This is a genomic window from Plantibacter sp. CFBP 8804 (genome assembly GCF_014841225.1).
GTDB lineage: Bacteria > Actinomycetota > Actinomycetes > Actinomycetales > Microbacteriaceae > Plantibacter > Plantibacter auratus.
In genome coordinates, this window is the sequence record NZ_JACYTU010000001.1 from 987,681 (window position 1) to 1,011,973 (window position 24,293).

Below are 24,293 nucleotides of genomic sequence, written 5' to 3' on the forward strand. Positions count from 1 at the left end.
CAATACTACATATAGATGGCGGTCTTCAGGTCGACCACAAGGGCTAGTAGTTACAGCCCTGTAGTTTTCCACCGGGTTCTCCACCGTTTCGGGCGAGTTATCCACCGGTTCTCCACTGGGTACAACGCTCGTGGGCGACCCGAAAATCCCGGATTGACGGCCTTTTCTCCCCCGTCTGAGGGATATCTATCCACAGGTCAGATTCTCCTCCGCACCTCCGACATCCGTTGTCGGTTTGGGCGTGTCGCGGGCGTGTCGCGCGTGTCGGAACCGGTCCCTAGACTGGTGTCCTTGTGAGCAGCTACCGTGACCTTCTTCGTACCCCCGGCGTCGCCCGGATCATCGCGGCGCAGCTCACCGCACGCTTCCCGTTCGGGATGCTCTCGCTGGCCTTCCTGCTCCACATCGAGCAGGTCACCGGGTCCTACGGGGCCGCCGGGCTCGTCCTCGCCGCGACGAGCATCGGGCAGGCGATCGCCGGCCCCCTCACGAGTCGGTGGATGGGCGTCTGGGGCATCCGCAAGGTGCTCCTCCTCACCCTCGCGGTCTGTGCCGTCTCCGTCACGACCATCGCCCTCGTCACCATGACCGTCCCCGCGTACATGGCGGTCGGATTCGTCGCCGGGCTGAGCACGCCGCCCGTCCAGCCCGCGGTCCGCACCATCTACCCGAAGCTCGTCACCTCCCAGCAGCTCACCCCGTTGTTCTCCCTCGACGCCTCGGCCCAAGAGATCATCTGGGTGCTCGGGCCCGTCGTGACCACCTTCGTGTCCACCCAGGTCGGCACGGTCTGGGGCATCGCCCTGGCGGCGGTGATCATGGTCGTCGGCTGCCTGTGGTTCATCTCCTCACCGGAGGTCGGGCGCGTCCGCATCCCGAGGAGCCGTCGCAAGCTCGGGCAGGTGCTCAAGCGCCCGCCGGTCCTCCTCGCCACCGTCGTCGGCTTCCTCCTCATCGGCGCCTGTTCGGCCGTCGAGGCGGGCGTCGTCGCGACCTTCGGGCACGACGGCCTCGAAGCGGGCATCGTGCTCGCGATCTTCTCGGTCGGCTCGTTGGCCGGCGGCCTCGCCCTCGGACACACCCCCATCGGTCCCTACGCGCTGGCACGCCGCATCTTCATCGTCTTCGCCGGACTCGCCGTCGCGAGCCTCTTCCTCAACGCCTGGTGGCTGTCGGTCACCCTCTTCGTCGCCGGCATCGGCATCGCGCCGGCCCTCGCCGTGCTGTTCGCCATCGTCTCGGCGAGCGTGAAGTTCAGCGACACGGCCGAGGCCTACGGCTGGGTCGGCACCGGTCAGCTCATCGGTGCCGCGATGGGGTCGGCGGCGGCCGGCTTCCTCATCGACGGCTCCGGAGCGGTCGGCGCGTTCTGGGTGGCCGGCGTGTTCGCGCTGTTCGGCTTCGTCATCCCGTGGATCGGTCACCGGTGGCACCCCGACCTTCGCGGCCGCGATGCGAGCCCGATCCCCGACACCGAGCCGATCAACACCCACCCGTCCTGAGCCGCCCCGCTTCAGTCGGCGGCGCGCAGCGGCGCGAGGGCCCCGTCGAGTGCGGCCAGTTCGCCCAGCAGCATCGGGAGCATGGTCGTCTGGCGGTCGTTGGGCGTGAACACCCCGTCGGCGATCTGCCGTGAGACGTACGGGATCTCCACGTTCGCACCGGTACTGACGAGGCCGAGTGCCTGCAGGACAGGTCGAAGCGCGACGACGCCGCGGGTTCCGCCCGACAGCCCGCCGTAGCTGACGATCCCGACCGGCTTCCGCGCCCACTCGTGCATGAGGTAGTCGAGCGCGTTCTTGAGGGCGGGCGCGTAGCTGTAGTTGTACTCGGGCGTCACGAACACGAAGGCGTCCGTCCGGTCGACCCGCTCGCTCCAGGCGATCGTGTGCGGGTGGACGTAGGCGCGCTTCCGCGGGTGCGCGGGCTCGTCCATGAACGGCAACGCCAGCTCGCGGAGATCGACCGCGTCGACGGTGAACCGCTCGTCCGCCTCGGCCACGCCCGCGACCCAGTCGGCGACGGCACCGCCCACCCGCTCGGGACGGACGCTCCCGGTGACGATCATGAGTTGCGGCATGGGCTCCCTTTCGACGATGACGGTGGCCCTGTCGAGGATACTGGTGCCATGGCAGACAGCACCCCGACCGTCCTCCTCAACGACGGGCACACGATCCCCCAGCTCGGCTTCGGCGTCTACAAGGTCCCGGACCTCGCCAGCACCGAGATCGTGCGGACGGCGCTGGAGGTCGGGTACCGCCACATCGACACCGCCTCGCTGTACGGCAACGAGCGCGGCACCGGCGTCGCGATCCGCGAGTCGGACATCCCCCGCGACGAGCTCTTCGTCACGACGAAGGTCTGGAACACCGATCAGGGCTACGAGGAGACGCTGCGCGCGTTCGACACGAGCCTGGACCTCCTCGGCCTCGACCACGTCGACCTGTACCTCATCCACTGGCCGGCCCCGGGGCAGGACCGCTACCGCGAGACCTGGCGCGCGCTCGAGCGGTTGCGGGCCGAGGGACGTACGCGCTCCATCGGCGTCTCGAACTTCCACCGCAGCCATCTCGAACGACTCCTGGAGTCGGCGGAGGTCACCCCGGCCGTCAACCAGATCGAACTCCACCCGTTCCTCCCCCAGCGGGAGTTGCGCGCCGTCAACGCGGCACACGGCATCGCGACGGAGGCATGGTCGCCACTCGCCCGCGGCCGCTTCTTCACGCCCGCCGTGGACGGGTCCGACGCCACCTCCGACCTCGGGGCCATCGCACAGAAGCACGGGCGCACGGTCGCGCAGGTGGTGCTGCGCTGGCACCTGCAGCTCGGCAACATCGTCATCCCCAAGTCGGCCACACCGGCGCGGATCACGGAGAACTTCGCGGTGTTCGACTTCACCCTCGACGCCGACGACCTGGCCGCCATCTCGGCGCTCGAGAACGGCGAGCGCACCGGCACCGACCCGGACCGGCTCGACTGACGCGAGACCGTAGGCTGAACCCATGACCGAGCCCGTCGTCGACACCGCTTCCAGCCTCGCCGCCCGCACGATCACGCCCGTGGAGCTCCCGCGTCACCGCTGGGGTCGCCACGACGCGCCGGCTCGGGCGCTCGTGGTCCACGGACTCGGCAGCAACGGTCCGAGCACCTGGCGCATCTGTGCCGCCCTGGCCGATCGCGGTTGGCTCGTGGAGGCGGTCGACCTCCGCGGCCACGGCGTCGCCCCTCGTGCGTTGGACTACCGGGTCGAGGCCTACGCCGCCGATCTGCTGGCCACCAGGCCGACCCCCGCGCCCGGCGTCGGGCACGCCGCGTGGGACCTCGTCGTCGGACACTCGCTCGGAGGCGCCGCCACCGCGGTCGCCGCCGCAGCCGATCCCCGATGGGCGGCGGCGGTCGTGCTGCTCGACCCCGCCATCGCGCTCGACGACCACGACGCCGAGATTATCCGGGCCAGCCAGGAGGCCGCCTTCGCCGACAACACGATCGCATCCGTCCGCGCGAAGAACCCCGAGTGGCACCCGCTCGACGTGGAGATCAAGGTCCAGGCGGTGTCCGAGGCGAGCCGATGGGCGATCGAGCAGACGAGCGAACAGAACCATCCGTGGGACGTCCGCCACGCAGCGGCCGCTCTGCGCAACCCGACCTTCGTGATCGCCTCCGACCCGGAGGTGTACAGCATCTTCCGCGGCGCGCTCGCCGCCGAGGTCCTCGCCAACCGCCAGGTCAGCCTGACGATCGTCCAGGGCGCCGGTCACAACGTGCACCGGGACCGCCCGGCGGAGACCACGAAGGCCATCGGCGATTGGGCCGAGCTGCAACTCGAACAGCGGTCGCGTCGCGAGACCTGATCGCGACCCGCTTCCCACGGCCCCTGCACCTCCGCGGTGCAGCGGCTCCCTCGGGTGATGCGCGTCGCGAGACCTGATCGTGACCCGCTTCCCAGGGTCCCTGCACCTCCGCGGTGCGGTGGCTCCCTAGGGTGATGCCATGACGCGCTCCGCAGTGACCCGCACCACCACCGTGTTCGTCTCCGCCGTCCTCGTCGGGCTCGTCCTCTCGGGCTGCTCGGCCGGGTCGAGCACCGAGGCCGGCAGCGACTCGCGAGCCGCGATGCCCGCGCCCGGCCAGGTCGCCGGCGACGCGCAGGTCGGCGTCGACGGCGCCGTCTCCCCCGACCTCACGCAACAGCAGGTGGTCACGACCGGTTCGCTCACCGTCACCGCCGACGACCCGATCAGCACCGCGACGGACGCCACCCGGATCGTCACCGAGGCGGGCGGGCGCGTCGACAGCCGCGACGAGACTCCGGGCACCTCCGACCAGGCCGCGCAGGCGACTCTGACGGTCCGCATCCCCGCCGACGACTTCGACGAGGTGCTCGAGCAACTGCAGGCGCTCGGCACGGTGAACAACCTCTCCGTGTCCGCGGTGGACGTCACGGTACAGGCCGCCGACCTCGACGCGCGGGTCACCGCCCTCCAGGCCTCGGTCGACCGACTGCTCGGACTCATGGCGGCGTCTACCACGACGGCGGACCTCCTCGCCGCCGAGACCAGCCTGTCCCAGCGGCAGGCGGAACTGGACGGGCTCGTCGCCCAGCGTGATGCCCTCGCCGATCAGGTCGACTTCTCCTCCGTGTTCGTGAGCTTCGTGGGCCCCGGCTCGGTCGCGCCGGGTGTGCCCACCGACTTCTGGGGCGGCGTGGTCGCCGGGTGGAACGCGCTCGCCGCCGCCGCCGCGGGGCTCGTCGTCGTGGTCGGCGTCCTGGTGCCGTGGCTGCTCCCCCTCGCGGTCGTCGCCGCGGTCGTGGTCCTCCTCGTCAGGTCGGGCCGCCGGCGCGCTGCTCGCCGCTCGCAGACACCTGCCACCTCGGCCGGGCCCGATGCGACAATGGACCGGTGACCGCTCAAGCGCAGCACCACCCGTCCGATCGATCGTTCGACCCCGCCTCGATCCTCAGTGACCGGCTCGTCGAGCGCATTCGCGAACGTGCCGCCGTGGCGGACCGCGAGAACTCCTTCTTCGACGAGGACCTCGCCGAGCTGCGAGCGTGCGGCTACCTCCGGGCGTTCGTCCCCGAGGAGTTCGGCGGCCTCGGCCTCGGCCTGAGCGAGGTCACGCTGCTCCAATCCCGGCTCGCCACCGCCGCCCCGGCGACCGCCCTCGCGATCAACATGCACCTCGTGTGGACGGGTGTCGCCCGACTGCTCCACGCCCGAGGAGACGACTCGCTCCGCTTCGTCCTCGAGGGAGCGGCTGGGGACGAGCTCTACGCGTTCGGGGTGAGCGAGGCTGGCAACGACCTCGTGCTCTTCGGATCCGACACCGAAGCCCGTCCGGGCCCTGACGGTTCCTATCGGTTCCACGGCCGGAAGATCTTCACCTCGCTCTCACCCGCGTGGACCTGGCTGGGGACGACCGGGCTCGACACGACCTCGCCCGACGGTCCGAAGGTGGTCTACGGCTTCATCGAGCGCTCGCGCGGCGGGTTCGAGATCCTCGACGACTGGGACACCGTCGGGATGCGCGCCAGCCAGAGCAGGACGACCTTGCTCCAGGGGGCCGAGTCGACGGCGGAGCACATCGTCCGACGCCTCGACCCGGGGCCCAACCCGGACCCCATCGTCTTCGGGATCTTCGCCTGCTTCGAGACCCTCATCGCCGCCGTGTACACGGGCATCGGTGAGCGCGCCCTCCGACTGGCGGTCGAGACCGCCCACCGGAAGACGTCGAAGAAGGCCGGTGGCGCGAGCTACGCGGCCGACCCCGACATCCGCCGTCGGATCGCGGCGGCCGCCATCGCGTACGACGGCATGCTGCCACAGCTCGCCGGCATCGCCCGTGACCTCGACGACGGGGTCGACCATGGCGCGCTCTGGTTCCCGAAACTCGTCGGGCTCAAGGTCCGCGCGACGGAGACCGCCCGCGAGGTCGTCGATCAGGCGATCCGGGTTGCCGGCGGCGGCAGCTACTTCGCCGCGAGCGAATTGGGCCGGCTGTATCGCGACGTCCTCGCCGGGATGTTCCATCCCTCCGACGACGAGTCCGCCCACGCAACGGTCGCGAACGCCTGGCTCGGGCCCGCGTGACGGCTCTGCTCGGGCCCTTGCGACGGCTCGGGCCGGCCTGACGGCCCGGCTCAGCCGCGGTTGTTGCTGAGCTCGAAGATCCGCAGGAGCTCGCCGACCGCGGCGTCCTTGCTGTCCCCGCCCTCCTCGAACATCTGCGTGACGTGCGTCAGCAGGTGGTTCTCGACGAGCAGCTTGTTGAGGGACCCCAGCGACTTCTGGATGGCGAGCGACTGCGTGATGATGTCCATGCAGTAGTCCTCGTTCTCGATCATCTTCTCGAGGCCACGCATCTGGCCCTCGAGGATCTTCGTCCGGTGCAGGGCCCGCTTCTTGATGTCTTCGATCACCGGCTCAGGGTACCACCAGGGGGTACGGTGTCCTCCTGCTCCATCGGACCGGAGGACACGGGCGACGAGCCTAGGATGGGCGGATGACGAGCTCCCCCACACTCGAACTCACCGCTGCCGACGCGGACCGCGCGCGAGCCCTGCGCTCGATGAAGCGCCTCGCCACCGGACTGCTCCTCGTCATGGCGGTCATCTTCGCCGTCGCGTTCGCACTCGAGGGACGCTACCCGTGGTTGGCGTACGTCAGGGCCGCTGCGGAAGGCGGCATGGTCGGGGCGCTCGCGGACTGGTTCGCCGTCACCGCCCTCTTCCGGCACCCGCTCGGCATCCCGATCCCCCACACGGCGATCATCCCGAAGCGCAAGGACGAGATCGGCGTCAGCCTCGGCGAGTTCGTGGAGACCAACTTCCTCTCCGAGGAGGTCGTGCGGCAGAAGCTCGCGTCCGTCTCCGTCTCGGAGAAGCTCGGCGGATGGTTGTCCGAGCCCGCGAACGCCGAGCGGGTCACCGCCGAGGGGTCCATCGCGGTGCGGGGTCTGCTGGAGACGCTGTCCGACGACGACGTCCGCGAAGTCATCGAGGCGTTGGCGTCCAAACACCTCATCGACCCGCAGTGGGCCCCGAACATCGGCCGTTGGGTCGAGCACATCGTCGGCGTCGGCGCGCACCACGACGCGGTCGACCTCCTCCTCGACCGCACGGGTGAATGGCTGAGCACGAATCCGAAGGCGTTCGAACGCCTGGTCTCGAGCCGTCTGCCGACCTGGGTGCCGTCCTTCGTCGACCGGCTGGTGGACGACAAGCTCTACCGGGAGGCCGTGTCCTTCGTCCAGGCCGTCCGCGCGGACCCCGACCACCAGCTCCGTCATGCCCTCGACGGCTACCTCGGCGAGCTCGCGGAGCAACTGCAGCACGACGACGCGACCATCACCCGCTTCGAGAACGCCAAGCACGAGGTCATCGACAGTCCTCGTGTCCGGGAGGTCGCCGGTAAGACCTGGGCGGCCGCGAAGAACGCGTTCCTCGAGGCACTCGACGCCCCCGACAGCGACCTCCGCGTGCGGATCGCCGGCACCATCGCGGACTTCGGCCGGCGACTGTCGACCGACCGGGCGTTCTCCACCCGCGTCGACACCCGCGTCGCGGACGCCCTGTCCTACGTCGTCACCCGCTACCGGCACGACATCGCGAGCATCATCACCGAGACCGTCGAGCGTTGGGACGCCCGGGAGACGACCCAGAAGATCGAGCTGCTCGTGGGACGCGACCTGCAGTTCATCCGCTTGAACGGCACCATCGTCGGCGCGCTCGCCGGCCTCGCGATCTTCACGGTCGCGCAGGCGGTCCTCCGCGCGTTCTGACGACGGGACCGGTCAGCGCTTCGGCAGCAGCTCCACGGAGATGAGGTTCACGACGTCGTTCGCGAGCAGGTCGAGCGACGCCTGATCGCGGCAGGTGAAGGTGAAGACGACGAGGATCCCCATTTTCGTGAGCGACCGGACGCCCCAGTACGTGCGCTCCCCCGAGGGCTGGGTCCATGACAGGACCCGGAACTCGATGAGGCCTCCACCGCTGTTGTAGTTCAGTTGTTCCGTCGTGCCGTCCGCTTTGACGTAGTCGGCCCCGACGTACTTCGCCATGTAGGCGTCGCTCGACTTCTCGTCGTCTCCGACCGCGATCTCGTCAGGCGTCAACGCGATGTTGCCGAGTCCGACGTCGCAGGAGGTCGCCGCGTTCCGGTAGATCTCGACGCCGTTCCGGTCCGGACCGATCGCCGCCCAGGACGAGTCCAGGTCGTTCGTCAGGTAGGCCGTCCATTCGGTGGGGACGTCCTGCCCGGCCGCGAAGTCGAGGTCGGGCGGGATGGAGACGTAGGTCTTCGTCGGCTCCGGCGTCGAGTCCGTCTCCGTGGGCGTCGGAGAAGCGGTCTTCGTCGGGGTGGCCGAGCGGGTGGGGCTCGGGTCCGCGACCGGTGCGCCCCCCTGCGTGAGCACGAGGGCGACGACGGTGATGATCGCCGCCAACACGAGCGGGACACCGACGGCCAGGGCGATGATGAGCCCCGTCCGCTTACGCTTCGGGGCACCGGGAGGCGGCGGTTGCTGGCCGTACCCGGGAGGGCCTTGCGGCGGCTGCTGCTGGTACGGGTTCTGCTGCGGCTGATACGGCTGCTGCGGCTGGTATGGCTGTCCGCCGGAGAGGTTCCGCTGCCCGCCATACGGGTTCTGCTGGTACGGGTTCTGCTGCTGCGGTCCCTGTCCGTACGGCGGCTGCTGCTGTCCGTGCGGGTTCTGCTGCTGCGGTCCCTGTCCGTACGGCGCCTGCGGCTGCTGCTGACCGTACGGGTTCTGCTGCTGCGGTCCCTGCCCGTACGGCGCCTGCGGCTGCTGGCCGGAGGGGTGCTGCGGCTGCTGACCCGTCGGCCAGTGCGGCGGGCGGGCGTCAGGCTGCTGCGGGTCGGGAGGCGGTGCATCGGTCACGGGAGTGGCCTTTCGACGGAACGGCGGGCGGAGCGGGTGAACTGCCCGGCCGCACGCCTGCAGTTCGATGCCGTCAGCCTATCTGCGACGGACCGGCGCCGGTGGGCACATCCTGCACCAGAATGGTGACGTGTCCACCGCCCCCACCACACCCCGCACCCGCAGCGAGCGCCTCGACGCGCTCCCGTTCACCAAGGCACACGGGCGACTGCTCGTCGGTTCCGGCGTCGGCTGGGCCCTCGACGCCATGGACGTGGGACTCGTGTCCTTCGTGCTCGCCCAGCTCGCCGTGCAGTGGCAGCTCGGGAACACGGAGCTCTCCTGGATCGCCTCAGCCGGGTTCCTCGGCATGGCCATCGGTGCGACGCTCGGGGGCTTGCTCGCCGACCGGGTCGGACGGCGCCACGTCTTCGCGATCACCCTGCTCGTGTTCGGCATCGCGACGGGCGCGTCGGCCCTCGCCTGGGGACTCGGCGTGCTCATCGTGCTGCGATTCGTCGTCGGCCTCGGACTCGGCGCCGAGCTGCCCGTCGCCTCGACCCTCATGAGTGAGTTCGCCCCGCCACGGATCCGCGGGCGGATCATCGTGTTCCTGGAGGCGTTCTGGGCGATCGGGTGGATCGCCGCCGCCCTCATCGGCTATCTGGTCGTGCCGACGAGCGACGACGGGTGGCGCTGGGCGCTCGCCATCGGCGCGTTGCCCGCGGTCTACGCGGCCATCGTGCGGACGCGACTGCCGGAGTCGGTGCGCTTCCTCGAGTCGCGTGGGCGCCACCGCGAGGCGGAAACCGTCGTCCGCGAGTTCGAGGCCTCGGCGGGCGTCGCCCACCCGGAGCCAGCCGTCGACACCACCACCGACACCCCCGTGAGCGCCGGTCTCTCCGCCGGCGAGCGCCTCCGTGGGCTGTGGGTACCCACGCACCGCCGCGACACCGGTTCGCTCTGGATCGTGTGGTTCTGCGTCAACTTCTCCTACTACGGTGCGTTCATCTGGATCCCGACGATCCTCGTCGCCTCCGGGTTCTCCCTCGTCCGGTCCTTCGGTTTCACCCTGATCATCACCCTCGCCCAGATCCCGGGCTACGCCGTCTCGGCATGGTTGATCGAGGCCTGGGGCCGGAAGCAGACCCTCGCGACCTTCCTCGCGGGCTCCGCGGTGTCGGCGGTCCTGTTCGGCACGGCGACGACCGAACCGACGATCATCGTGTTCGGGATGTGCTTGTCCTTCTGCAACCTCGGCGCCTGGGGCGCCTTGTACGCGACCACCCCGGAGCTGTATCCGACAGCGCTCCGTGCGACGGGGGCGGGATGGGCCGCCGGCATCGGCCGCATCGCCTCGATCATCGCCCCGCTGTCGGTCCCGGTGCTCCTCCTCGCAGGACAGGCCCTGCTCTTCTCCGTGTTCGCCGCCTTCTTCGTCGTCGCCGCGGTCGCCGCACTGTTCCTCTCGGACATGCGCGGCCGCTCCCTCGACTGAGCCGCGTCCCACCGCCCGACCCGCACCGCCAGTCGGCCGGGTCGGTCGGCGTCGATGCGACAGAATGGGGCCGTGACCGAATCCACCAGCGCCGTGTCCCCGTCCGCCTCCGTCGACCGACGTCCGATCTCGGGACGTCGTGTCGATCTCGAGCACGGTGCGTACACCGCGTCGATCGCCTCGGTCGGTGCCTCATTGCGGTTCCTGCGGCACGACGGCCGAGACCTCGTGGTCCCGTTCGACGCCGAGGAGGTCCGTCCGGCGTTCCGCGGCGCCATGCTCGCCCCGTGGCCCAACCGCGTCGTCGACGGCCGATACACCTTCGCCGGCGTCGACCACCAGCTCGCACTCACGGAACCCGCTCGCGGTCACGCCCTCCACGGACTCGCCGCCTGGTCGGAGTGGGACCTCGTGTCGTCGAGCACGGCGTCGGCGGCGTTCCGCGTGGTCATCGAGGCGCAGGAGGGCTATCCGTTCCGCGTCCAGGTCACCGCGACCTACACGCTCGACGACGACGGACTCCGCACCGACGTCGAGGCGCTGAACCTCGGCGACGTCGACGCGCCCTACGGCACGGGACCGCACCCGTACCTCGTCGCGGGTGAGGGCCGTGTCGACGACTGGACGCTCGAACTGCCCGCTGCCGAGGTGCTCACCGTCACGCCGGACCGGCTCATCCCGGTCTCGCTGGAGCCGGTCGACACGGAGGCGACGGAGCACTTCGACTTCCGGTCACCCCGGGCCATCGGCGACACCTTCGTCGACCACGCGTACACGGCGCTCGATCGCGACGTCGACGGCCGGGTCACGGTGCGCGTGGCGACGCCATCCGGCAGCGGCGTCGCCATGCACTGGGGTGACGGTCTGCCCTGGGTCCAGGTGCACACGGCCGATCAGCCCGTCGCGGAGCTGAACCGACTGGGGCTCGCCGTCGAACCGATGACCTGCCCACCCGACGCCTTCTCGACCGGGACCGACCTCGTCGTCCTGGCTCCCAATACACCACACCGGGTGTCCTGGACCATCGCAGCACTCTGACAGTCGTCGGGGCTAGGCTGGCGACATGTCACAGACTCTTGCGAAACTCACCGGCGGCCCGCTCGACAGCGAGATCATCCCGCTCGAAGACGGTCAGGACGGCGAGCTCGTCCTACCCTACGGCGAAGGCCAGCTCATCTACCGTCCCGTCGGCGAAGCGACGAACACCGGCGACCACGACGGCCCGACGACGACCGACTACGAGTACGTCGAGTCGACGGAGGACATCTCCCCGACGAACCGCAACGGCAACGGCGACGACGACTCGATCGGCTGAACCGAGCCACACCGTTCCACCTGAACGCCGGTAGCTGAGCCTCAGCTGCCGGCGTTCGGCGTTCACTCCCGCTGGTCGTCGACCGTCACCGTGAAGGTCTGGACCCGGAGCGGAAGCACGGGTGTCATCCGGACCTCCAGGCGGAGGCGGCCCTCCGTCCCCTCGACGAACCAGACCAGGTGGTCCGGCGAATCGCAGATCGGCGTCGCGCGCCCCGAAGCCACCTCGGCGATGCCACCGACGGCGGTGACAGCGGCGTCGACCGCCTCGCGTCGCTCCTCCAGTGGCCGGTCGAGGGCGACGTTCTCGGCGAACAGCGACGCGGCGACGCGGTCGTCCCAATGCGACAGCAGCCCGGTCGCGGTCATCGACGCCACAAGGGTCTCCGGCCAGGGGCGGATCGCCGGTTCCGGCAGCTCACCGGTGGCCTGCGCGCCGGCGATCGCCAGCCGCAGGGCCTGTTCGGCGGGCTTCGCCACGGCCGCGTAGCCGGCGTTCTCGAAGGCGACGACGCCGAACCCGGATGTCGGGTGCCACCGCATGTGGGCGCTGTAGCCGGGGTAGCCGCCCGAGTGCGAGACGAGCGTCCCGAGGTCGGCGTCCTCCTCGACGAAGAGGCCGAAGCCGTAGCCGAGCGCGAGTCTCGGCGGCACGCCGTCGAGGGTGGGCCGCGACGGAGCCAGCCGGTGCAGCTGCTGCATCTCGCGGCGGCTGGCGCTCGACAGCGGTCCGGTCTCGTCCCCGGTCCAGGCGCCGTCGAGCCAGCGCACCCATCCGATCAGGGTGGAAGCCGAGGCGAAGAGCCCGCCGATCGAGGAGAAGACCCCGGGGCCGGAGAACGGGACCTCGACGAATCGACCGTCCTCGTCGGCGGCCCGTTCCCGGCGGACACGATGACCGGTCGCCGTGAGCGCACCGTCGCCCTCGGGTCGCTCGAACACGGCGCCGAGCCCGAGCGGCTCCAGCAGGAGCGAGGTCACCGCATCGATGTAGGAGCCACCGGTCACACGCTCGATGACCTGCCCGAGCAACGCGTAGCCGAGGTTCGAGTAGGAGAACGCCGTCCCGGGTGTCGTGACGCATCGGACGCCGCGCACGAGCAGCCGCCGGAACTCGTCCACGCTGATCGACTCCTGGCGGTCACCCCACGGATCGTCCGTTCCGAGCCCACCCGACATCGTCAGGAGCATCCGCACGGTCGGCCGGACGGCGATCCCGTCAGGGAGCACAGGCGCGAACTCCGGCACGAACCCGTCCACTGGCGCGTCCAGTTCGAGGCGGCCGGCATCGCGGAGGATGAGGAGCACGGCCGCGGTGAAGCTCTTCGTGCAGGAGGCGATGCGGAACAGCGTGTCGGCGTCGGGCACCGGACCGCCCACGGTGACTCCGCCGAACCCGTGCTCGAACCGGACCCGCTCGCGGTCGAACACGGCGACGTACGATCCCGGGGCGACGCCGGAGGTGATCCGGTCCTGGAAGACCCGCGTGATGTCCGTCTCGGTGCTGTCCTCGACCAGGTGCATGCCGCCTCCTCCTCGACGGCCCTCGGCAGCCGTCCGCGATCTCGTCGCGCTTCGAGCGTACGACCATTCCGCACCACCGGGCGCCATCGCACGGGGTGCCGGGCGTAGCGTGCTCCTCCGCCAGGACGAAGTCAAGGGGCACCGATCAGCGACGTCCGATGCCCTCCGCGGGAGTAGCGTCATCTCCCGGATCGACCGTCGACGGGACGGCCGTGGAAGGAGTCATTCCATGTCGAACACGTCGACCTCCGGGCAGCCGGCCCCGGTCCGGAGCCTCGTCCCAGCCAGGATGGACCGATTGCCGTGGACCCGGTTCCACTGGATGATCGTCGTCGGTCTCGGCTTCTCATGGGTGCTCGACGGCCTCGAGATCCAGATCGTGGCCTCCGCCGGATTCCAGAAGTCGCTGGGATTGTCGGCGGCGGAGGTCGGCCTTCTCGGGACGATCTACCTGCTCGGCCAGGTGACGGGTGCCCTCGTCTTCGGCCGCATGGCGGACCGCCTCGGCCGCAAGAAGCTCTTCATCCTGACCCTCGCGATCTACCTCGTCGCGAGCGGCATCGCGGGCTTGTCCCCCACGTTCTGGTTCCTCGCCATCTTCCGGTACTTCGCCGGCATGGGCATCGGCGGCGAGTACGCGGCGATCAACTCGGCCATCGACGAGCTCATCCCGTCGAAGTACCGCGGGCACGTCGACATCGCCATCAACGGCACCTACTGGGGCGGCGCCGCCCTCGGATCGGCGGCGAACCTGTTCCTGCTGAACACCGACTACTTCGCCGAGGACGTCGGCTGGCGCATCGGGTTCTTCATCGGGCCGGTCCTCGGTCTCGCCATCATCTTCCTGCGACGCCACATCCCCGAGAGTCCGCGGTGGCTCATGACGCACGGTCGGGAACAGGAGGCGGAGGCCACGGTCGACGACATCGAGGCGACCGTCCGCAAGCAGGGCGGGACGATCGAGCCGGTCGACGAGTCGAAGGCGCTCACGGTGCAGGCCCAGGGCCACATCCCGATCAGGACCATCTTCGGCGTCCTCTTCTCGAAGTACCCGAAGCGCACCTTCGTCGGCCTCGCGATGATGATCACGCAGTCGTTCCTGTACAACGCGATCTTCTTCACCTACGCGCTCGTGCTGCAGAACTTCTACGGCACGAGCCCCTCGTCGACGCAGTACTACTTCTTCCCCTTCGCGATCGGCAACCTGCTCGGCCCACTCCTCCTCGGCAGGCTGTTCGACACCTGGGGTCGTCGCCAGATGATCTTCCTCACCTACGGGGTCTCCGGGGCGGTCCTGGCGGTTTCGGCGGTGCTCTTCAACGCCGGTGCGCTCGACGCGACGACCCAGACGATCTTCTGGTGCGTCTCGTTCTTCTTCGCCTCCGCCGGTGCGTCCAGCGCCTACCTGACCGTGAGCGAGATCTTCCCGCTCGAGCTCCGCAGCCAGGTGATCGGCTACTTCTTCGCGATCGGACAGATCGCGGGTTCGGTCGCGCCCCTGCTCTACGGGATCCTGATCGGCGACGGCACCGACCGCGGGCCGCTCACCGTCGGCTACTTCGTCGGCGCCGGCGTGATGGTCCTCGGCGGGTTGATCGCCCTCATCTTCGGCGTCGACGCCGCGCGGAAGTCACTCGAGGACATCACGGAACCCTTGTCGATCGTGCGCGAGGGGAAGGGCTCGGGAAGCTGATCCCGGTCCGCGTTCAATCCTCGGCGGAGACGTAGACCCCGAGCGTCTCGGCGAGGCGCTCCCGCTCCACCGCCCGACGGCCGGCGCCCTTGGCGCTGGCCGTCGTGAGCGTGGCGAGGACGTGCAGGGTGAGCGCGATCCCGATCGAGGAACTCGGGTGTCCGTCCTCGGCACGGCCGAGCACGATCGTCTCGTCGGCGTACGGGGTCAGCGGGGCGTCCGGCGCGTCCGTGATGAGCACGAGGCTGCCTCCCGCCTCGGCGAACGGGACGACGGAGTCGATCGTGTACTTCCGATACCGCTGCAGCGACACCGCGATCATGACGTCGCTCGTACGCACGTCGCTCAGGACGTCGAGGGGACGCACGATGGTGCCGTCGATGAGCGTGACGTTCGCGAGGCCGTAGCTGAGGTCCGCGGCGAGGAGGGACGCGTAGGTGAACGACTTCGACGCCCCGATGAGGAAGCGCCGCCGGGCGGAGACGATGAGGGCCGCTGCGCGTTCGAGCGCGCCGTCCGCCTTGGCCGAGGCGAGGGACTCCTCGAACTGCTTGCGTTCCTGCTCGAGGAGTCGGTGCTTCAGGACGGACGCGGAGCGTCGTTCGAGACGCTGCTCCGGGCGTTCGCCGGGGACGGCGGTGTCCTCATCGGTGAGGAAGAGGGTGTCGTCGTTCACGCGCGGTCTCCTTCGCATGCCGTCGCCGGGGTTCGGGCCGGCGCCGTCCGTTCACATCGGCAGCAGCGCCGACGGCCCGCCGGCAGGTCACCCGGCGAGGTTCCCTTGATGGTAGCGACGGGAAGCGCATACAGGATCGACGGAACGACAACGATTCGGTGCACACGCGTCCGGTCGGGCGACGGTCAGCGTTCGGGCTCGTCGTCCAGGTCGGGCAGGGTGATCGAGGAGGTGAAGAGACTCGCGCGCTGCTCGGCCTCGGCACTGCCGCTGAACAGTCCGACGGGCTCGGTGACCGGCCCGCCGCGCTTCGGCACCGGACGAGGCTCCTGCTCGACCATCTGCACGCGGTTGCGCGGGATCGCCGACGGGTTCTGCGCGAGGATCCACTCGACCATCTGCTCGCGCACGAGGCACCGGAGGTCGAAGAGGGTCGGTGCGTCCACCGCGGTGACGAGGATGCGGATGCGCACGTAGCCGCCGACGGCGTCCGTGACCTGCAGGACCTGTGCCCGGCCGTCCCAGAGGTCGGTGCGGTCGAGGATGCGCTCCAGCTCGGTCCGCATGACCGCGGGGCTCACCCACCAGTCGAGGTCGAACTCGACGGACCCGAGCAGCTCGCTCGTGTTCCGCGTCCAGTTCTGGAAGGGCGTGGAGGTGAAGTAGGTGGACGGGAGCACCATGCGGCGATCGTCCCAGATGCCGACGACGACGTAGGTGAGGGTGATTTCCTCGATCCGGCCCCACTCCCCCTCGACGATGACGACGTCGTCGACCCGGATCGCATCACTGAAGGCGAGCTGGATCCCGGCGAACACGTTCCCGAGGACGGACTGCGCCGCGAGGCCGGCGACGATGCTCACGACACCGGCGGAGGCCAGCACGCTCGCCCCGACGCCCTGGACGCCGGGGAACGTCAGGAGGATCGACGCGACACCGACGATGACGACGACCGCGATCGCCAAGCGACGGACGAGCGCGAGCTGCGTCTGCATGCGCCGGGCGACCTTGTTGTTCGGGACGTCGATGCGGTACCGGGCCTGGCCGAGCCCGATGACGAAGGCGAGCAGCGCGGCGACCAGCCACGTGGCCGCGGCGATGACCGCGATCCGGAAGGTCTGGTCGACGAACCCGCGGGTGTTCTCATCGGGGAGCGTCGCCGCCACCGCCAGCCACACCGCCACGAGGATCACGAGCGCCCGGAACGGGTGACGCGCACTTCCGGCGAGCGCACCGGGCCACTCGCTCCGCCGCGCCGCCATCCGGAAGGAGACCGACACGATCACGATGACGACGAGCGCCGCGATCAGCGCTATCCCGGCCGCTGCGGCGACACCCCACCAGCTCTGCCAAACGAACATCCATGCCTCCTCGAGCCGGTCGTGCACCATGTGTTCCTCCGCCGACCGATGCCGTACGGCGCAAGCGTCCAGCGTAGGGGCGGGTGCATGCCGCGCTCGACCGCTTGCGCGGCCTGCCACGAACCTCTCAGGCCGTGTTCACGTGCCTGACGCGTCCCACGTGAACCGAGCGAACCTCCCCGTTCACCGAGGTAACGCGGCCCAGACTGCCCTTCGACAGGCTCAGGGACCGAGACATGGCGGGCAAACCGCTTCCGGTCACTGAGCCTGTCGAAGTGCCCACGAGGACGCCTCATCATTCCGGGCACACCTCCCCCGATCACTGAGCTTGTCGAAGTGCCCACGGGAAACCCTTCGACAAGCTCAGGGACCGGAAGATGCCGAATAAACCGCTCCCGGTCACTGAGCCTGTCGAAGTGCGGCACAGCTCGGAGACCGAGGCAGTGCGGACAGACGTTTCCCGGTCACTGAGCTTGTCGAAGTGCCCACGAAGAACCCTTCGACAGGCTCAGGGACCGGCGGAGGTCAGAACGGTGCGGGGTCCGGTTCGGTCCGGTGATGCTTCCCGTCGGGTGTCGTCCACTCGAGCGCGCCGCCTGGTCCGTGGTCGAGGTTCCATCCGGGGAGGTGCTTCATGCGGTGGTGATGTCGACACAGGCAAGCGAGGTTGCCGACATCTGTTGTGCCGCCGTCGTCCCAGGCGACGGAATGGTCGAGGTCACAGGCCCGGGCGCGCCTGCCGCAGCCCGGTGCGCGACAGGTGCCGTCCCGCAAGCACACCGCGCGCTGCAGATCAGCCGGAACGCGGTACTGGTTGCGACCGGCGGAGAGGATCGCACCGGTTTCGGGCTGGACCAGGATCCGAGTGAAGCTCGGCGCGTTCACCGCGATACGTGCCGCAGTCTCAGGATCGATCGGCCCGTAGCCGTCGAGGGTGGCCGGGGCGTCGCTGACGCCGGCCATGCTGAGCGCTGGGACCGTGATCTGCACGGTCGGCTTAATGTGTTCCTGGACCTCGATCGGATGCGGAAGGACCGGGCTCGACATCACGTCGTCCGGGGTCACCCCGGTGAGGGCGAGCGCCGCCAGGGCATCCGCCTGGAGCTGCGCGCAGGTGCGTGTGTCACCCGCCTTGCGCGACTCTGCGGCCGCTGCGTCGACCCGCTCGGCGATGCCCAGCGCGATGGGTGCCGTGGTGAACAGGTGCACCCAGGCCATGCCGTCGGCCGCGGGCTCGACCTCCACCCGGCGGTCCGCTTCGGAACGCTTCGAGCGGGACGTGATCGACTCCGGATGCAGGCGCTCGCGAAGGACACGAGCTCGCCTGCGGAGCTCCGCATCGGTGGCCTGCTCTGCGACCGGGAGCACCGTGGCGAGGAACACGGCCCGCCCGTCGGTGGGCACGTCGCAGAGCTGGTCGGTGATCGTCTTGGCGTGCCGAGCCGAGATACGGCCCGCCTCGAGCGACTCGAGCACGGCCGGGGCGTCGTTGACGAGCGCCTCGGCGTCATTCGTCGCCCGCTGCACAGTCTGCTCGGGTATGCGGGTCGCCATCGCGAGCGCCGCGCACGTGGAGCGACGGGACAAGGCACGGCGCTCGGCGGGCGGGAACGCGGCCGGGACGACCGTGTCCGCAAAGGCGTCGGCGTAGGCCGCTGACCGGGCCAGGAGCCGAGCCGTTCGGGCAGCCAGCACAGCCTGCTGCCGGCAGATCTCCGCGTACTCGTCCGAGAATTCCGCGAGCTGCGCGGCGTAGTCATCGCCAGCTCGAGCTGCGGAGGTGGTGCTCTCGGACATGACTCCAGTCCACCATGGACCACTGACATTCCAGATGCCGAGTCGGCCCGGTTGTGGAAGTTGCTCGTGCGCCCTTCGACAAGCTCAGGGACCGGAAGGAGTTACTCAGGGATCAGAGGAGCTGCCCACGGACCGGAGAGGTGCCGCCGGATTGAGAACCTTCCCCGTGGGCCCTTCGACAGGCTCAGGGAACGGAGGTCAGGGACCGCTGGACGTTCATCGGTTCCGTCAGGTCACCGGGCTACCCTCCGACGAGCCCGGAGACCGGAGGATTCCGGGTGGACCATCCCCGGTCACTGAGCCTGTCGGAGTGCTCGCGGGAGGCCTCCCGGGCGGGGTGCCTCCGTCAGCGGTACACCGAGAGGCCCGCCGCGGCCCCACTGCTTGAACGGTCCGCCGAGAACCGATCAGCCCGGCAGGACCTCGTGCGGATACTCGGCCGACCGGTGCTGGAACTCGGTGATCGCCGGGTTGAGGATGACGCCGTCCTGGATCTCGACGGCCCGCTGGACGGTCAGGCTGTCAACCCAGGCGGCCGGTCCGGCCAGGACGGTGGGCAGGAACGGCAGCAACGCCTCGCTGTTCTCCCAGCTGGACGAGTTCCACAGCAGCGAGGGGCTGTGGTCGACCGCGTAGTAGTTGATCTCCCCGGGCCCGACGGTGAACATCGGGTCGTCGAACCCGGTCGTGCGCGCCCACTCGAAGGCCATCCCCTCGTCGCAGGAGACGTCCACGATGAGGCTCCCGGGCCGGAACGCACCGAGGTCGTCCTCGCGGAGGTAGAGCAGTGGTGCGTTGGGGTCCTGCAGCGTGCAGTTGACGACGATGTCACTCTCGGCCAGGAAGGGCGCGAGTGGCACGCGACCCTCGTCGGTGATGACCTCGCTCAGGTACGGGCCGTCGTCGTGGTCGAACTGGATCATGCGGGCGGAGTGGATGGGCGCCGCGACCGCCGCGACCCGGCGGTTGGTGAGCACGCGCACGTCGTGGATCCCATGGGCGTTGAGCGCGGTCACGGCACCTCGGGCGGTCGCGCCGAAGCCGATGACCACGGCGGTCAGGCGACGGCCGTAGCTGCGGGTGGAGCCGCAGAGCTCCAACGCGTGGATCACCGAGCTGTAGCCGGCGAGTTCGTTGTTCTTGTGGAAGACGTGCAACCCGAAGCTGCCGTCGGCGGCCCAGTGGTTCATCGCCTCGAAGGCGATCAGCGTGAGCCGTTTGTCGATCGCGAGCTGCGTCAGCGCGGAGTCCTGGACGCAGTGCGGCCAACCCCAGAGCGTCTGCCCGTCGCGGAGCTCCTGGACGTCCTCGAGCTGCGGTTTCGGCAGGAGGACGACGTCGGCCTGCTCGATGACCTCGGCGCGCGTCGCGAACGAGCGGACGTAGGGGGCGATCTCTTCGTCGGAGACGCCGAACCGGGCACCGTAGCCGTGCTCCACGACGATCCGAGACCGGAACTCCTCCGGGATGCGCTCGAAGTGCGCCGGGTGGATCGGCACGCGTCGTTCGTCAGGTTTCAGCGAGGTGCCGATCACCCCGAGGACGGCGTCGTGCTGCACGGTCGGTTCGGATGCTGCTGGCATGACTGCTCGTCCCGTTCACGGGAACCGAAGCGGCGCCGTGCTCCCGACCGTACAGGACGCGGGGCGCCGCCGACACGGGACAGGGAGCTGCCGACACCCGGAAACACGACAACCCCACACCGTGAGGTGCGGGGTTGTCATTGCAGCTGGTGGACCCAAGGGGATTCGAACCCCTGACCCCCTCGATGCGAACGAGGTGCGCTACCGGACTGCGCCATGGGCCCAACTACTCGTCCAGGCTAGCAGAACCGGCGAGCCGTTTCGAACCGGCCGCGCTAGTCCTCGTAGGGGTTCGGGCCGTCGTCGACCGGCATGCTGCCGTCCTTCGGATTGGCGGCGATGAGGGCAGCGAGGTCGAGATCGCGGAACCAGCGGAGCCGCTGGCTCCGGGCACGCCGATAGTGCTCGTCGACGACCGGCTCGTCGAGGACCCGGTCGAGCTTCGCCTGGATGGCGCGCTCCAGGTCGCCCCACGCACGCTCACGAGCGGATTCCGCGATCGCCGCGACGAACTCCTCGTCCTTGCTCACCCGACGGAGTTCGGCGGCGAGCCCCGAGTACACCTCGCGGCGACGGGATAAGGCGCTCAGGTCACCCGCGCGGTAGTCGTGCTGGTGACGAGCACTCCCCCGCCGCTGGAACGCCGTCTGGCGCGCCTCCCGTGCGAGGTCCGCGTACTCCTCCTGCTCGTCAGCCATGCGACCCAGCTCGCGCCGGACCGCCGCCTGCGTCGCCTCGGCGTCGTAGGACGCGCCGTCGCGGAGTGCTCGCTCGATGATCCAGTTCGTGACCTCGACCACGGTCCAGGACCGCGCGATGAGGAGGCCCTCCTCGACCGCGTGCTCGACCGGCGGCGGAGCCACCTCAGGGGGCGCGACGTAGGGCTTCATCGGCTTCCGCCGGCTCTTCCGCCACACGCCCATGGTCACCTTTCGCGTTCCAGGGCGTCGACGAGAACCGAGCGACGAACCCCCTCCACGAGTCTATCCGTCGCCGGTGACCGGTTCATGAACGACCGGTCGGGCGCGTTCGGGGCTCAGCCCGCGGCGCGGCGACGCTGCAACAGGGTGGATCCGCCGGCGGCGATCTCGCCCTCGTCGATGACACCCATCGAGGCGAAACGGCTCGGGGCCGGCTGCGGTTCGACGCGCTCGGGCTGCGGAGCGGCGACGGGCTCTGGACGCACGATCGTCGGTACGACCGGCGCGAGACGCTCGGCGCGAGAGGCGATGGCCTCCTGCATGGCCGCCTGGCGCAGGCGATCGTAGGCGTCGGCCTTGGCCAGCTCGGCGGCAGCCGAGGAGCCCTCGGAGAGGTGGAGCGGCTTCGGGATGGACGTCGGGGTCCACGTCTGCGCCTGCGATGCCGCCTTGACGGGCTCGTTGTACTCGAAGAGCGCCGACTCGACACGCCTGGTCGTGACGGCGACCGCCGGTACCGGCGCGACGGCACGGTGGGCGATGCGCGACATGCGGGAGAGCGCAGAGAGAGCGAGCAGCCCGACGACCGTGGACGAGATACCGAGGACGAGACCGCCACCCGCGAGGAACGCGGTCACGCCGGAGCAGAGCCCGATGATGGAGGCGACCAACACGGTGGTCGCGAGCAGCCTGGAGCGACGACGACTCCGCGCGAGCTTCGCCGCTCGGGCGTTGCGCTGCACGGCACGGGCTGCGGCAGCGGCCGCACGACGAGCATCCTCCGCGGCACGGGCGGCGGCTTCGGCCTGCACGGCCCTGGCCTCCTCCTCGCGGCGGATGCGATCGGCTTCGGCGAGTTCGACGCGCGCCGCGGCCTCGGCCGTCGCCTTCGTCCTCGCCTCGAGCTGCTTGAGGAGCTTGCGCTGCGCTGCGACCTCACGCGACGTCGCCTCGAGCCGCACGGCCTCCGGGACCTCAGCCGTCTCGGCGAGCACACGGAGCGTCTGCTGCAACCGGATCGCGTTGCGCTCACTGGCGGAGAACTGACTGTCACGCACCCACGACGGCACCAGGTACACCAGCCACAGCATCGCTGCGACCAGAATGATCACCCCACCGCTCAGGAATCCGCCGTCCATGTCCCTGACCGTAGCGGGTGCAACGACCGGAGACGGGCAGTCGTCGGGTGTGTCCCCGGATGGAGGGGGAAAACGGCTTCGGCAGGTGTCTCCCTGCGAACGCTGCCCTTCGACAAGCTCAGGGACCGGTGGAGGTGGACTCAGGGACCGGCGGAGGTGGACGCAGGGACCGGGGAGCCGGCTCAGCGGGTGGGGAACGGCGACGCGGCCGCGAGACGGTCGGCCTCGGGGATCACGCACGCGTCCTTCGGGACCTGTCCGTCCAACCACCGGTTCAGGACGCCGCCCGGGACCTCTTCACGGACGAGACCGAAGCAGAAGTGGTCGCGCCAGTCGCCGTCGATGTGGATGAAGCGGCGCCGCAGTCCCTCGTACCGGAACCCGAGCTTCTCGACGACCCGCAGGCTCGGAGCGTTCTCGGGCCTGATGCAGATCTCCAGACGATGGAGCTGCAGGGCGGTGAAGCAGTGGTCGGTGGCCAGGGCGGTCGCGATCGGTGTGGCACCGAGACCCGCGAACCGCTGGGAGACCCAGTAGCCGATCGACGCCGAGGCCAGCGAACCGTAGGTGATGCCGGAGACGTTGAGCTGGCCGGCGAACTCACCATCGACCTCGATGACGAACGGGAGGCCGGCACCCGAGCGCGCGTGGTTCTGCAGCGACCGGATCGCCGCACGGCTGTCGGCCGGGACCGGGCCGTAGGGGCTCGTCGCCTCCCAGCGGCGCAACCAGGCACGGTTCTCCGCGAGCTCGCGCTCGAGCGGCCTCGCGTCACGGACCTTGATCGGCCGGATGCTCACTCGCCCACTGCTCAGAACGGGTACGACCTGCGCCACCGTGCCACCCCTCTCGCGTTCTGTGGTGAGCCTAGTGGAGCGCTCACCGATGCACCGACACGACCGCGCCCCGAGATCCGCTGCTGCGGAGCCGGGGCGCGTCGTGTGTCGTCGGGTGGACTCAGTCGAGGTCCCCGGCGAAGTCCTTGAGCCACGGACGCAGCTCGGGACCGAGGTCTTCGCGGTCGACGGCGAGCTGCACGATCGCCTTGATGTAGTCGAGGCGGTCGCCCGTGTCGTAGCGACGGCCACGGAAGATGACGCCGTAGACGCCGCCCGTGCCTTCGACGTCTGCGGCCATCTCCTGGAGTGCGTCGGTCAGCTGGATCTCGCCACCCTTGCCCGGCTCGGTGCGCTCGAGGATCTCGAACACCTCGGGCTTCAGCACGTAGCGGCCGATGATGGCGAGGTTGGACGGGGCGTCCTCCTTCGCAGGCTTCTCGACGAGGCCGGTCACCCGCACGACGTCGGCGTCGTCGGTGGCCTCGACGGCTGCTGCACCGTACATGTGGATCGAATCGGGGTCGACCTCCATGAGAGCGATGATCGTCGCGTTCCGCTTGTCCTGCTCGTCGAGCATGCGCTCGAGGAGGACGTCGCGGGCGTCGATCAGGTCGTCGCCGAGGAGCACGGCGAAGGGCTCGTGGCCGACGTGGCGCTTGGCCCGCAGGACGGCGTGGCCGAGGCCCTTCGGGTCTCCCTGGCGCAGGAAGTGGATGTCGGCGAGCTCACTCGACTCGTTGACCTTCTCGAGGCGCTGGGTGTCGCCCTTCTTCGCGAGGTTGAGCTCGAGCTCGGTCACGCGGTCGAAGTGGTTGGCGAGGGCGTTCTTGTTGCGGCCGATGATCATGAGCACATCGGCGAGCCCGGCGCTGACGGCCTCCTCGACGACGTACTGGATGGCCGGCTTGTCGACGACGGGGAGCATCTCCTTCGGCAGGGCCTTCGTCGCCGGAAGGAACCGGGTGCCGAGACCTGCTGCGGGGATGACTGCTTTGGTAACACGAGTGGTCATGAGGGAAAACCTATCGTGTGGAGTCGGGGAAGTCGCCGAATACCCCCTCGATCGAGG

At 69.7% G+C, this 24,293-nt stretch carries 22 protein-coding genes and 1 tRNA gene; 10 read left to right on the plus strand and 13 right to left on the minus strand.

Translation table 11 applies throughout. From position 1 onward, the window contains the following. The first annotated feature begins 293 nt into the window (after nucleotides 1-293). Complete coding sequence (locus IFU11_RS04625) at nucleotides 294-1,502, plus strand: MFS transporter (RefSeq protein WP_086474343.1); 1,209 nt, start codon at nucleotides 294-296, stop codon at nucleotides 1,500-1,502. Nucleotides 1,503-1,513: 11 nt separating this feature from the next. Here IFU11_RS04625 and IFU11_RS04630 read toward each other — a convergent pair whose 3' ends face one another. Next, nucleotides 1,514-2,080, minus strand: a complete 567-nt coding sequence (locus tag IFU11_RS04630; RefSeq protein WP_159878112.1) for an NADPH-dependent FMN reductase — start codon at nucleotides 2,078-2,080, stop codon at nucleotides 1,514-1,516. Between the two features lie 48 nt (nucleotides 2,081-2,128). Here IFU11_RS04630 and IFU11_RS04635 point away from each other — a divergent pair, with 48 nt between their 5' ends. The 4 genes from IFU11_RS04635 to IFU11_RS04650 all read left to right on the plus strand — a co-directional run bounded on the left by IFU11_RS04635 (nucleotide 2,129) and on the right by IFU11_RS04650 (nucleotide 6,092). Continuing rightward, nucleotides 2,129-2,980: an aldo/keto reductase gene (locus tag IFU11_RS04635; RefSeq protein WP_192018270.1), complete on the plus strand. Its 852-nt coding sequence runs from the start codon at nucleotides 2,129-2,131 to the stop codon at nucleotides 2,978-2,980. 22 nt (nucleotides 2,981-3,002) lie between these two features. After that, the gene (locus tag IFU11_RS04640; protein ID WP_192018271.1) at nucleotides 3,003-3,851 is read left to right on the plus strand and encodes an alpha/beta fold hydrolase; all 849 of its coding nucleotides are present in this window, start codon (nucleotides 3,003-3,005) and stop codon (nucleotides 3,849-3,851) included. Between the two features lie 139 nt (nucleotides 3,852-3,990). Beyond that, on the plus strand, nucleotides 3,991-4,905 hold the full coding sequence (locus IFU11_RS20160) for a DUF4349 domain-containing protein (RefSeq protein ID WP_192018272.1): 915 nt from the start codon (nucleotides 3,991-3,993) through the stop codon (nucleotides 4,903-4,905). Then, the gene (locus IFU11_RS04650; protein ID WP_192018273.1) at nucleotides 4,902-6,092 is read left to right on the plus strand and encodes an acyl-CoA dehydrogenase family protein; all 1,191 of its coding nucleotides are present in this window, start codon (nucleotides 4,902-4,904) and stop codon (nucleotides 6,090-6,092) included. The genes IFU11_RS20160 and IFU11_RS04650 overlap by 4 nt, the downstream gene beginning before the upstream one ends. Nucleotides 6,093-6,142: 50 nt before the next feature. On the opposite strand, the gene IFU11_RS04655 is transcribed toward IFU11_RS04650, so the two are convergent. Next, nucleotides 6,143-6,421, minus strand: a complete 279-nt coding sequence (locus tag IFU11_RS04655) for a metal-sensitive transcriptional regulator (protein WP_064296530.1) — start codon at nucleotides 6,419-6,421, stop codon at nucleotides 6,143-6,145. An 83-nt stretch (nucleotides 6,422-6,504) separates the two neighbouring features. Here IFU11_RS04655 and IFU11_RS04660 point away from each other — a divergent pair, with 83 nt between their 5' ends. After that, nucleotides 6,505-7,782 (plus strand): DUF445 domain-containing protein, encoded by a 1,278-nt coding sequence (locus IFU11_RS04660; RefSeq protein ID WP_079705408.1) that lies wholly within the window; start codon nucleotides 6,505-6,507, stop codon nucleotides 7,780-7,782. Between the two features lie 12 nt (nucleotides 7,783-7,794). Here IFU11_RS04660 and IFU11_RS04665 read toward each other — a convergent pair whose 3' ends face one another. Continuing rightward, nucleotides 7,795-8,901: a hypothetical protein gene (locus IFU11_RS04665; protein WP_192018274.1), complete on the minus strand. Its 1,107-nt coding sequence runs from the start codon at nucleotides 8,899-8,901 to the stop codon at nucleotides 7,795-7,797. Nucleotides 8,902-9,031: 130 nt separating this feature from the next. Between IFU11_RS04665 and IFU11_RS04670 the strand changes: the two genes are divergently transcribed. The 3 genes from IFU11_RS04670 to IFU11_RS04680 all read left to right on the plus strand — a co-directional run bounded on the left by IFU11_RS04670 (nucleotide 9,032) and on the right by IFU11_RS04680 (nucleotide 11,693). Beyond that, nucleotides 9,032-10,378 carry an MFS transporter gene (locus IFU11_RS04670; protein WP_241160848.1) on the plus strand — a complete coding sequence of 449 codons (1,347 nt, stop codon included), beginning with the start codon at nucleotides 9,032-9,034 and terminating at the stop codon, nucleotides 10,376-10,378. Nucleotides 10,379-10,450: 72 nt separating this feature from the next. Further along, the gene (locus IFU11_RS04675) at nucleotides 10,451-11,416 is read left to right on the plus strand and encodes an aldose 1-epimerase family protein (RefSeq protein ID WP_371742719.1); all 966 of its coding nucleotides are present in this window, start codon (nucleotides 10,451-10,453) and stop codon (nucleotides 11,414-11,416) included. A 25-nt stretch (nucleotides 11,417-11,441) separates the two neighbouring features. Continuing rightward, nucleotides 11,442-11,693: a response regulator gene (locus tag IFU11_RS04680; RefSeq protein ID WP_079001938.1), complete on the plus strand. Its 252-nt coding sequence runs from the start codon at nucleotides 11,442-11,444 to the stop codon at nucleotides 11,691-11,693. A gap of 62 nt (nucleotides 11,694-11,755) precedes the next feature. On the opposite strand, the gene IFU11_RS04685 is transcribed toward IFU11_RS04680, so the two are convergent. Further along, nucleotides 11,756-13,216, minus strand: coding sequence for a serine hydrolase domain-containing protein (locus tag IFU11_RS04685; protein ID WP_192018276.1), 1,461 nt, complete (start codon nucleotides 13,214-13,216; stop codon nucleotides 11,756-11,758). Between the two features lie 229 nt (nucleotides 13,217-13,445). Here IFU11_RS04685 and IFU11_RS04690 point away from each other — a divergent pair, with 229 nt between their 5' ends. Then, complete coding sequence (locus tag IFU11_RS04690) at nucleotides 13,446-14,909, plus strand: MFS transporter (RefSeq protein WP_192018277.1); 1,464 nt, start codon at nucleotides 13,446-13,448, stop codon at nucleotides 14,907-14,909. Between the two features lie 13 nt (nucleotides 14,910-14,922). Here the strand turns inward: IFU11_RS04690 and IFU11_RS04695 are convergent, their stop codons facing one another. From IFU11_RS04695 to galU, 9 genes are all read right to left on the minus strand, one after another. Further along, nucleotides 14,923-15,585 carry a MurR/RpiR family transcriptional regulator gene (locus tag IFU11_RS04695; RefSeq protein ID WP_199862102.1) on the minus strand — a complete coding sequence of 221 codons (663 nt, stop codon included), beginning with the start codon at nucleotides 15,583-15,585 and terminating at the stop codon, nucleotides 14,923-14,925. A gap of 185 nt (nucleotides 15,586-15,770) precedes the next feature. Continuing rightward, nucleotides 15,771-16,946 carry a mechanosensitive ion channel family protein gene (locus IFU11_RS04700; protein ID WP_137242055.1) on the minus strand — a complete coding sequence of 392 codons (1,176 nt, stop codon included), beginning with the start codon at nucleotides 16,944-16,946 and terminating at the stop codon, nucleotides 15,771-15,773. Nucleotides 16,947-17,471: 525 nt separating this feature from the next. Next, entirely contained in the window at nucleotides 17,472-18,743 is a 1,272-nt protein-coding gene (locus IFU11_RS04705) for an HNH endonuclease signature motif containing protein (protein ID WP_192018278.1), read from the minus strand. 407 nt (nucleotides 18,744-19,150) lie between these two features. Then, complete coding sequence (locus tag IFU11_RS04710; RefSeq protein WP_192018279.1) at nucleotides 19,151-20,326, minus strand: N(5)-(carboxyethyl)ornithine synthase; 1,176 nt, start codon at nucleotides 20,324-20,326, stop codon at nucleotides 19,151-19,153. A 147-nt stretch (nucleotides 20,327-20,473) separates the two neighbouring features. Continuing rightward, nucleotides 20,474-20,550, minus strand: a tRNA-Ala gene (locus tag IFU11_RS04715). A 51-nt stretch (nucleotides 20,551-20,601) separates the two neighbouring features. Beyond that, nucleotides 20,602-21,255, minus strand: coding sequence for a hypothetical protein (locus IFU11_RS04720; protein ID WP_137242059.1), 654 nt, complete (start codon nucleotides 21,253-21,255; stop codon nucleotides 20,602-20,604). 107 nt (nucleotides 21,256-21,362) lie between these two features. Continuing rightward, the gene (locus tag IFU11_RS04725; RefSeq protein ID WP_192018280.1) at nucleotides 21,363-22,385 is read right to left on the minus strand and encodes a hypothetical protein; all 1,023 of its coding nucleotides are present in this window, start codon (nucleotides 22,383-22,385) and stop codon (nucleotides 21,363-21,365) included. A gap of 182 nt (nucleotides 22,386-22,567) precedes the next feature. After that, nucleotides 22,568-23,221, minus strand: a complete 654-nt coding sequence (locus IFU11_RS04730) for a GNAT family N-acetyltransferase (protein WP_086474356.1) — start codon at nucleotides 23,219-23,221, stop codon at nucleotides 22,568-22,570. Between the two features lie 121 nt (nucleotides 23,222-23,342). Continuing rightward, nucleotides 23,343-24,236: a UTP--glucose-1-phosphate uridylyltransferase GalU gene (galU, locus tag IFU11_RS04735; RefSeq protein ID WP_137242063.1), complete on the minus strand. Its 894-nt coding sequence runs from the start codon at nucleotides 24,234-24,236 to the stop codon at nucleotides 23,343-23,345. Between the last annotated feature and the right edge of the window lie 57 nt (nucleotides 24,237-24,293).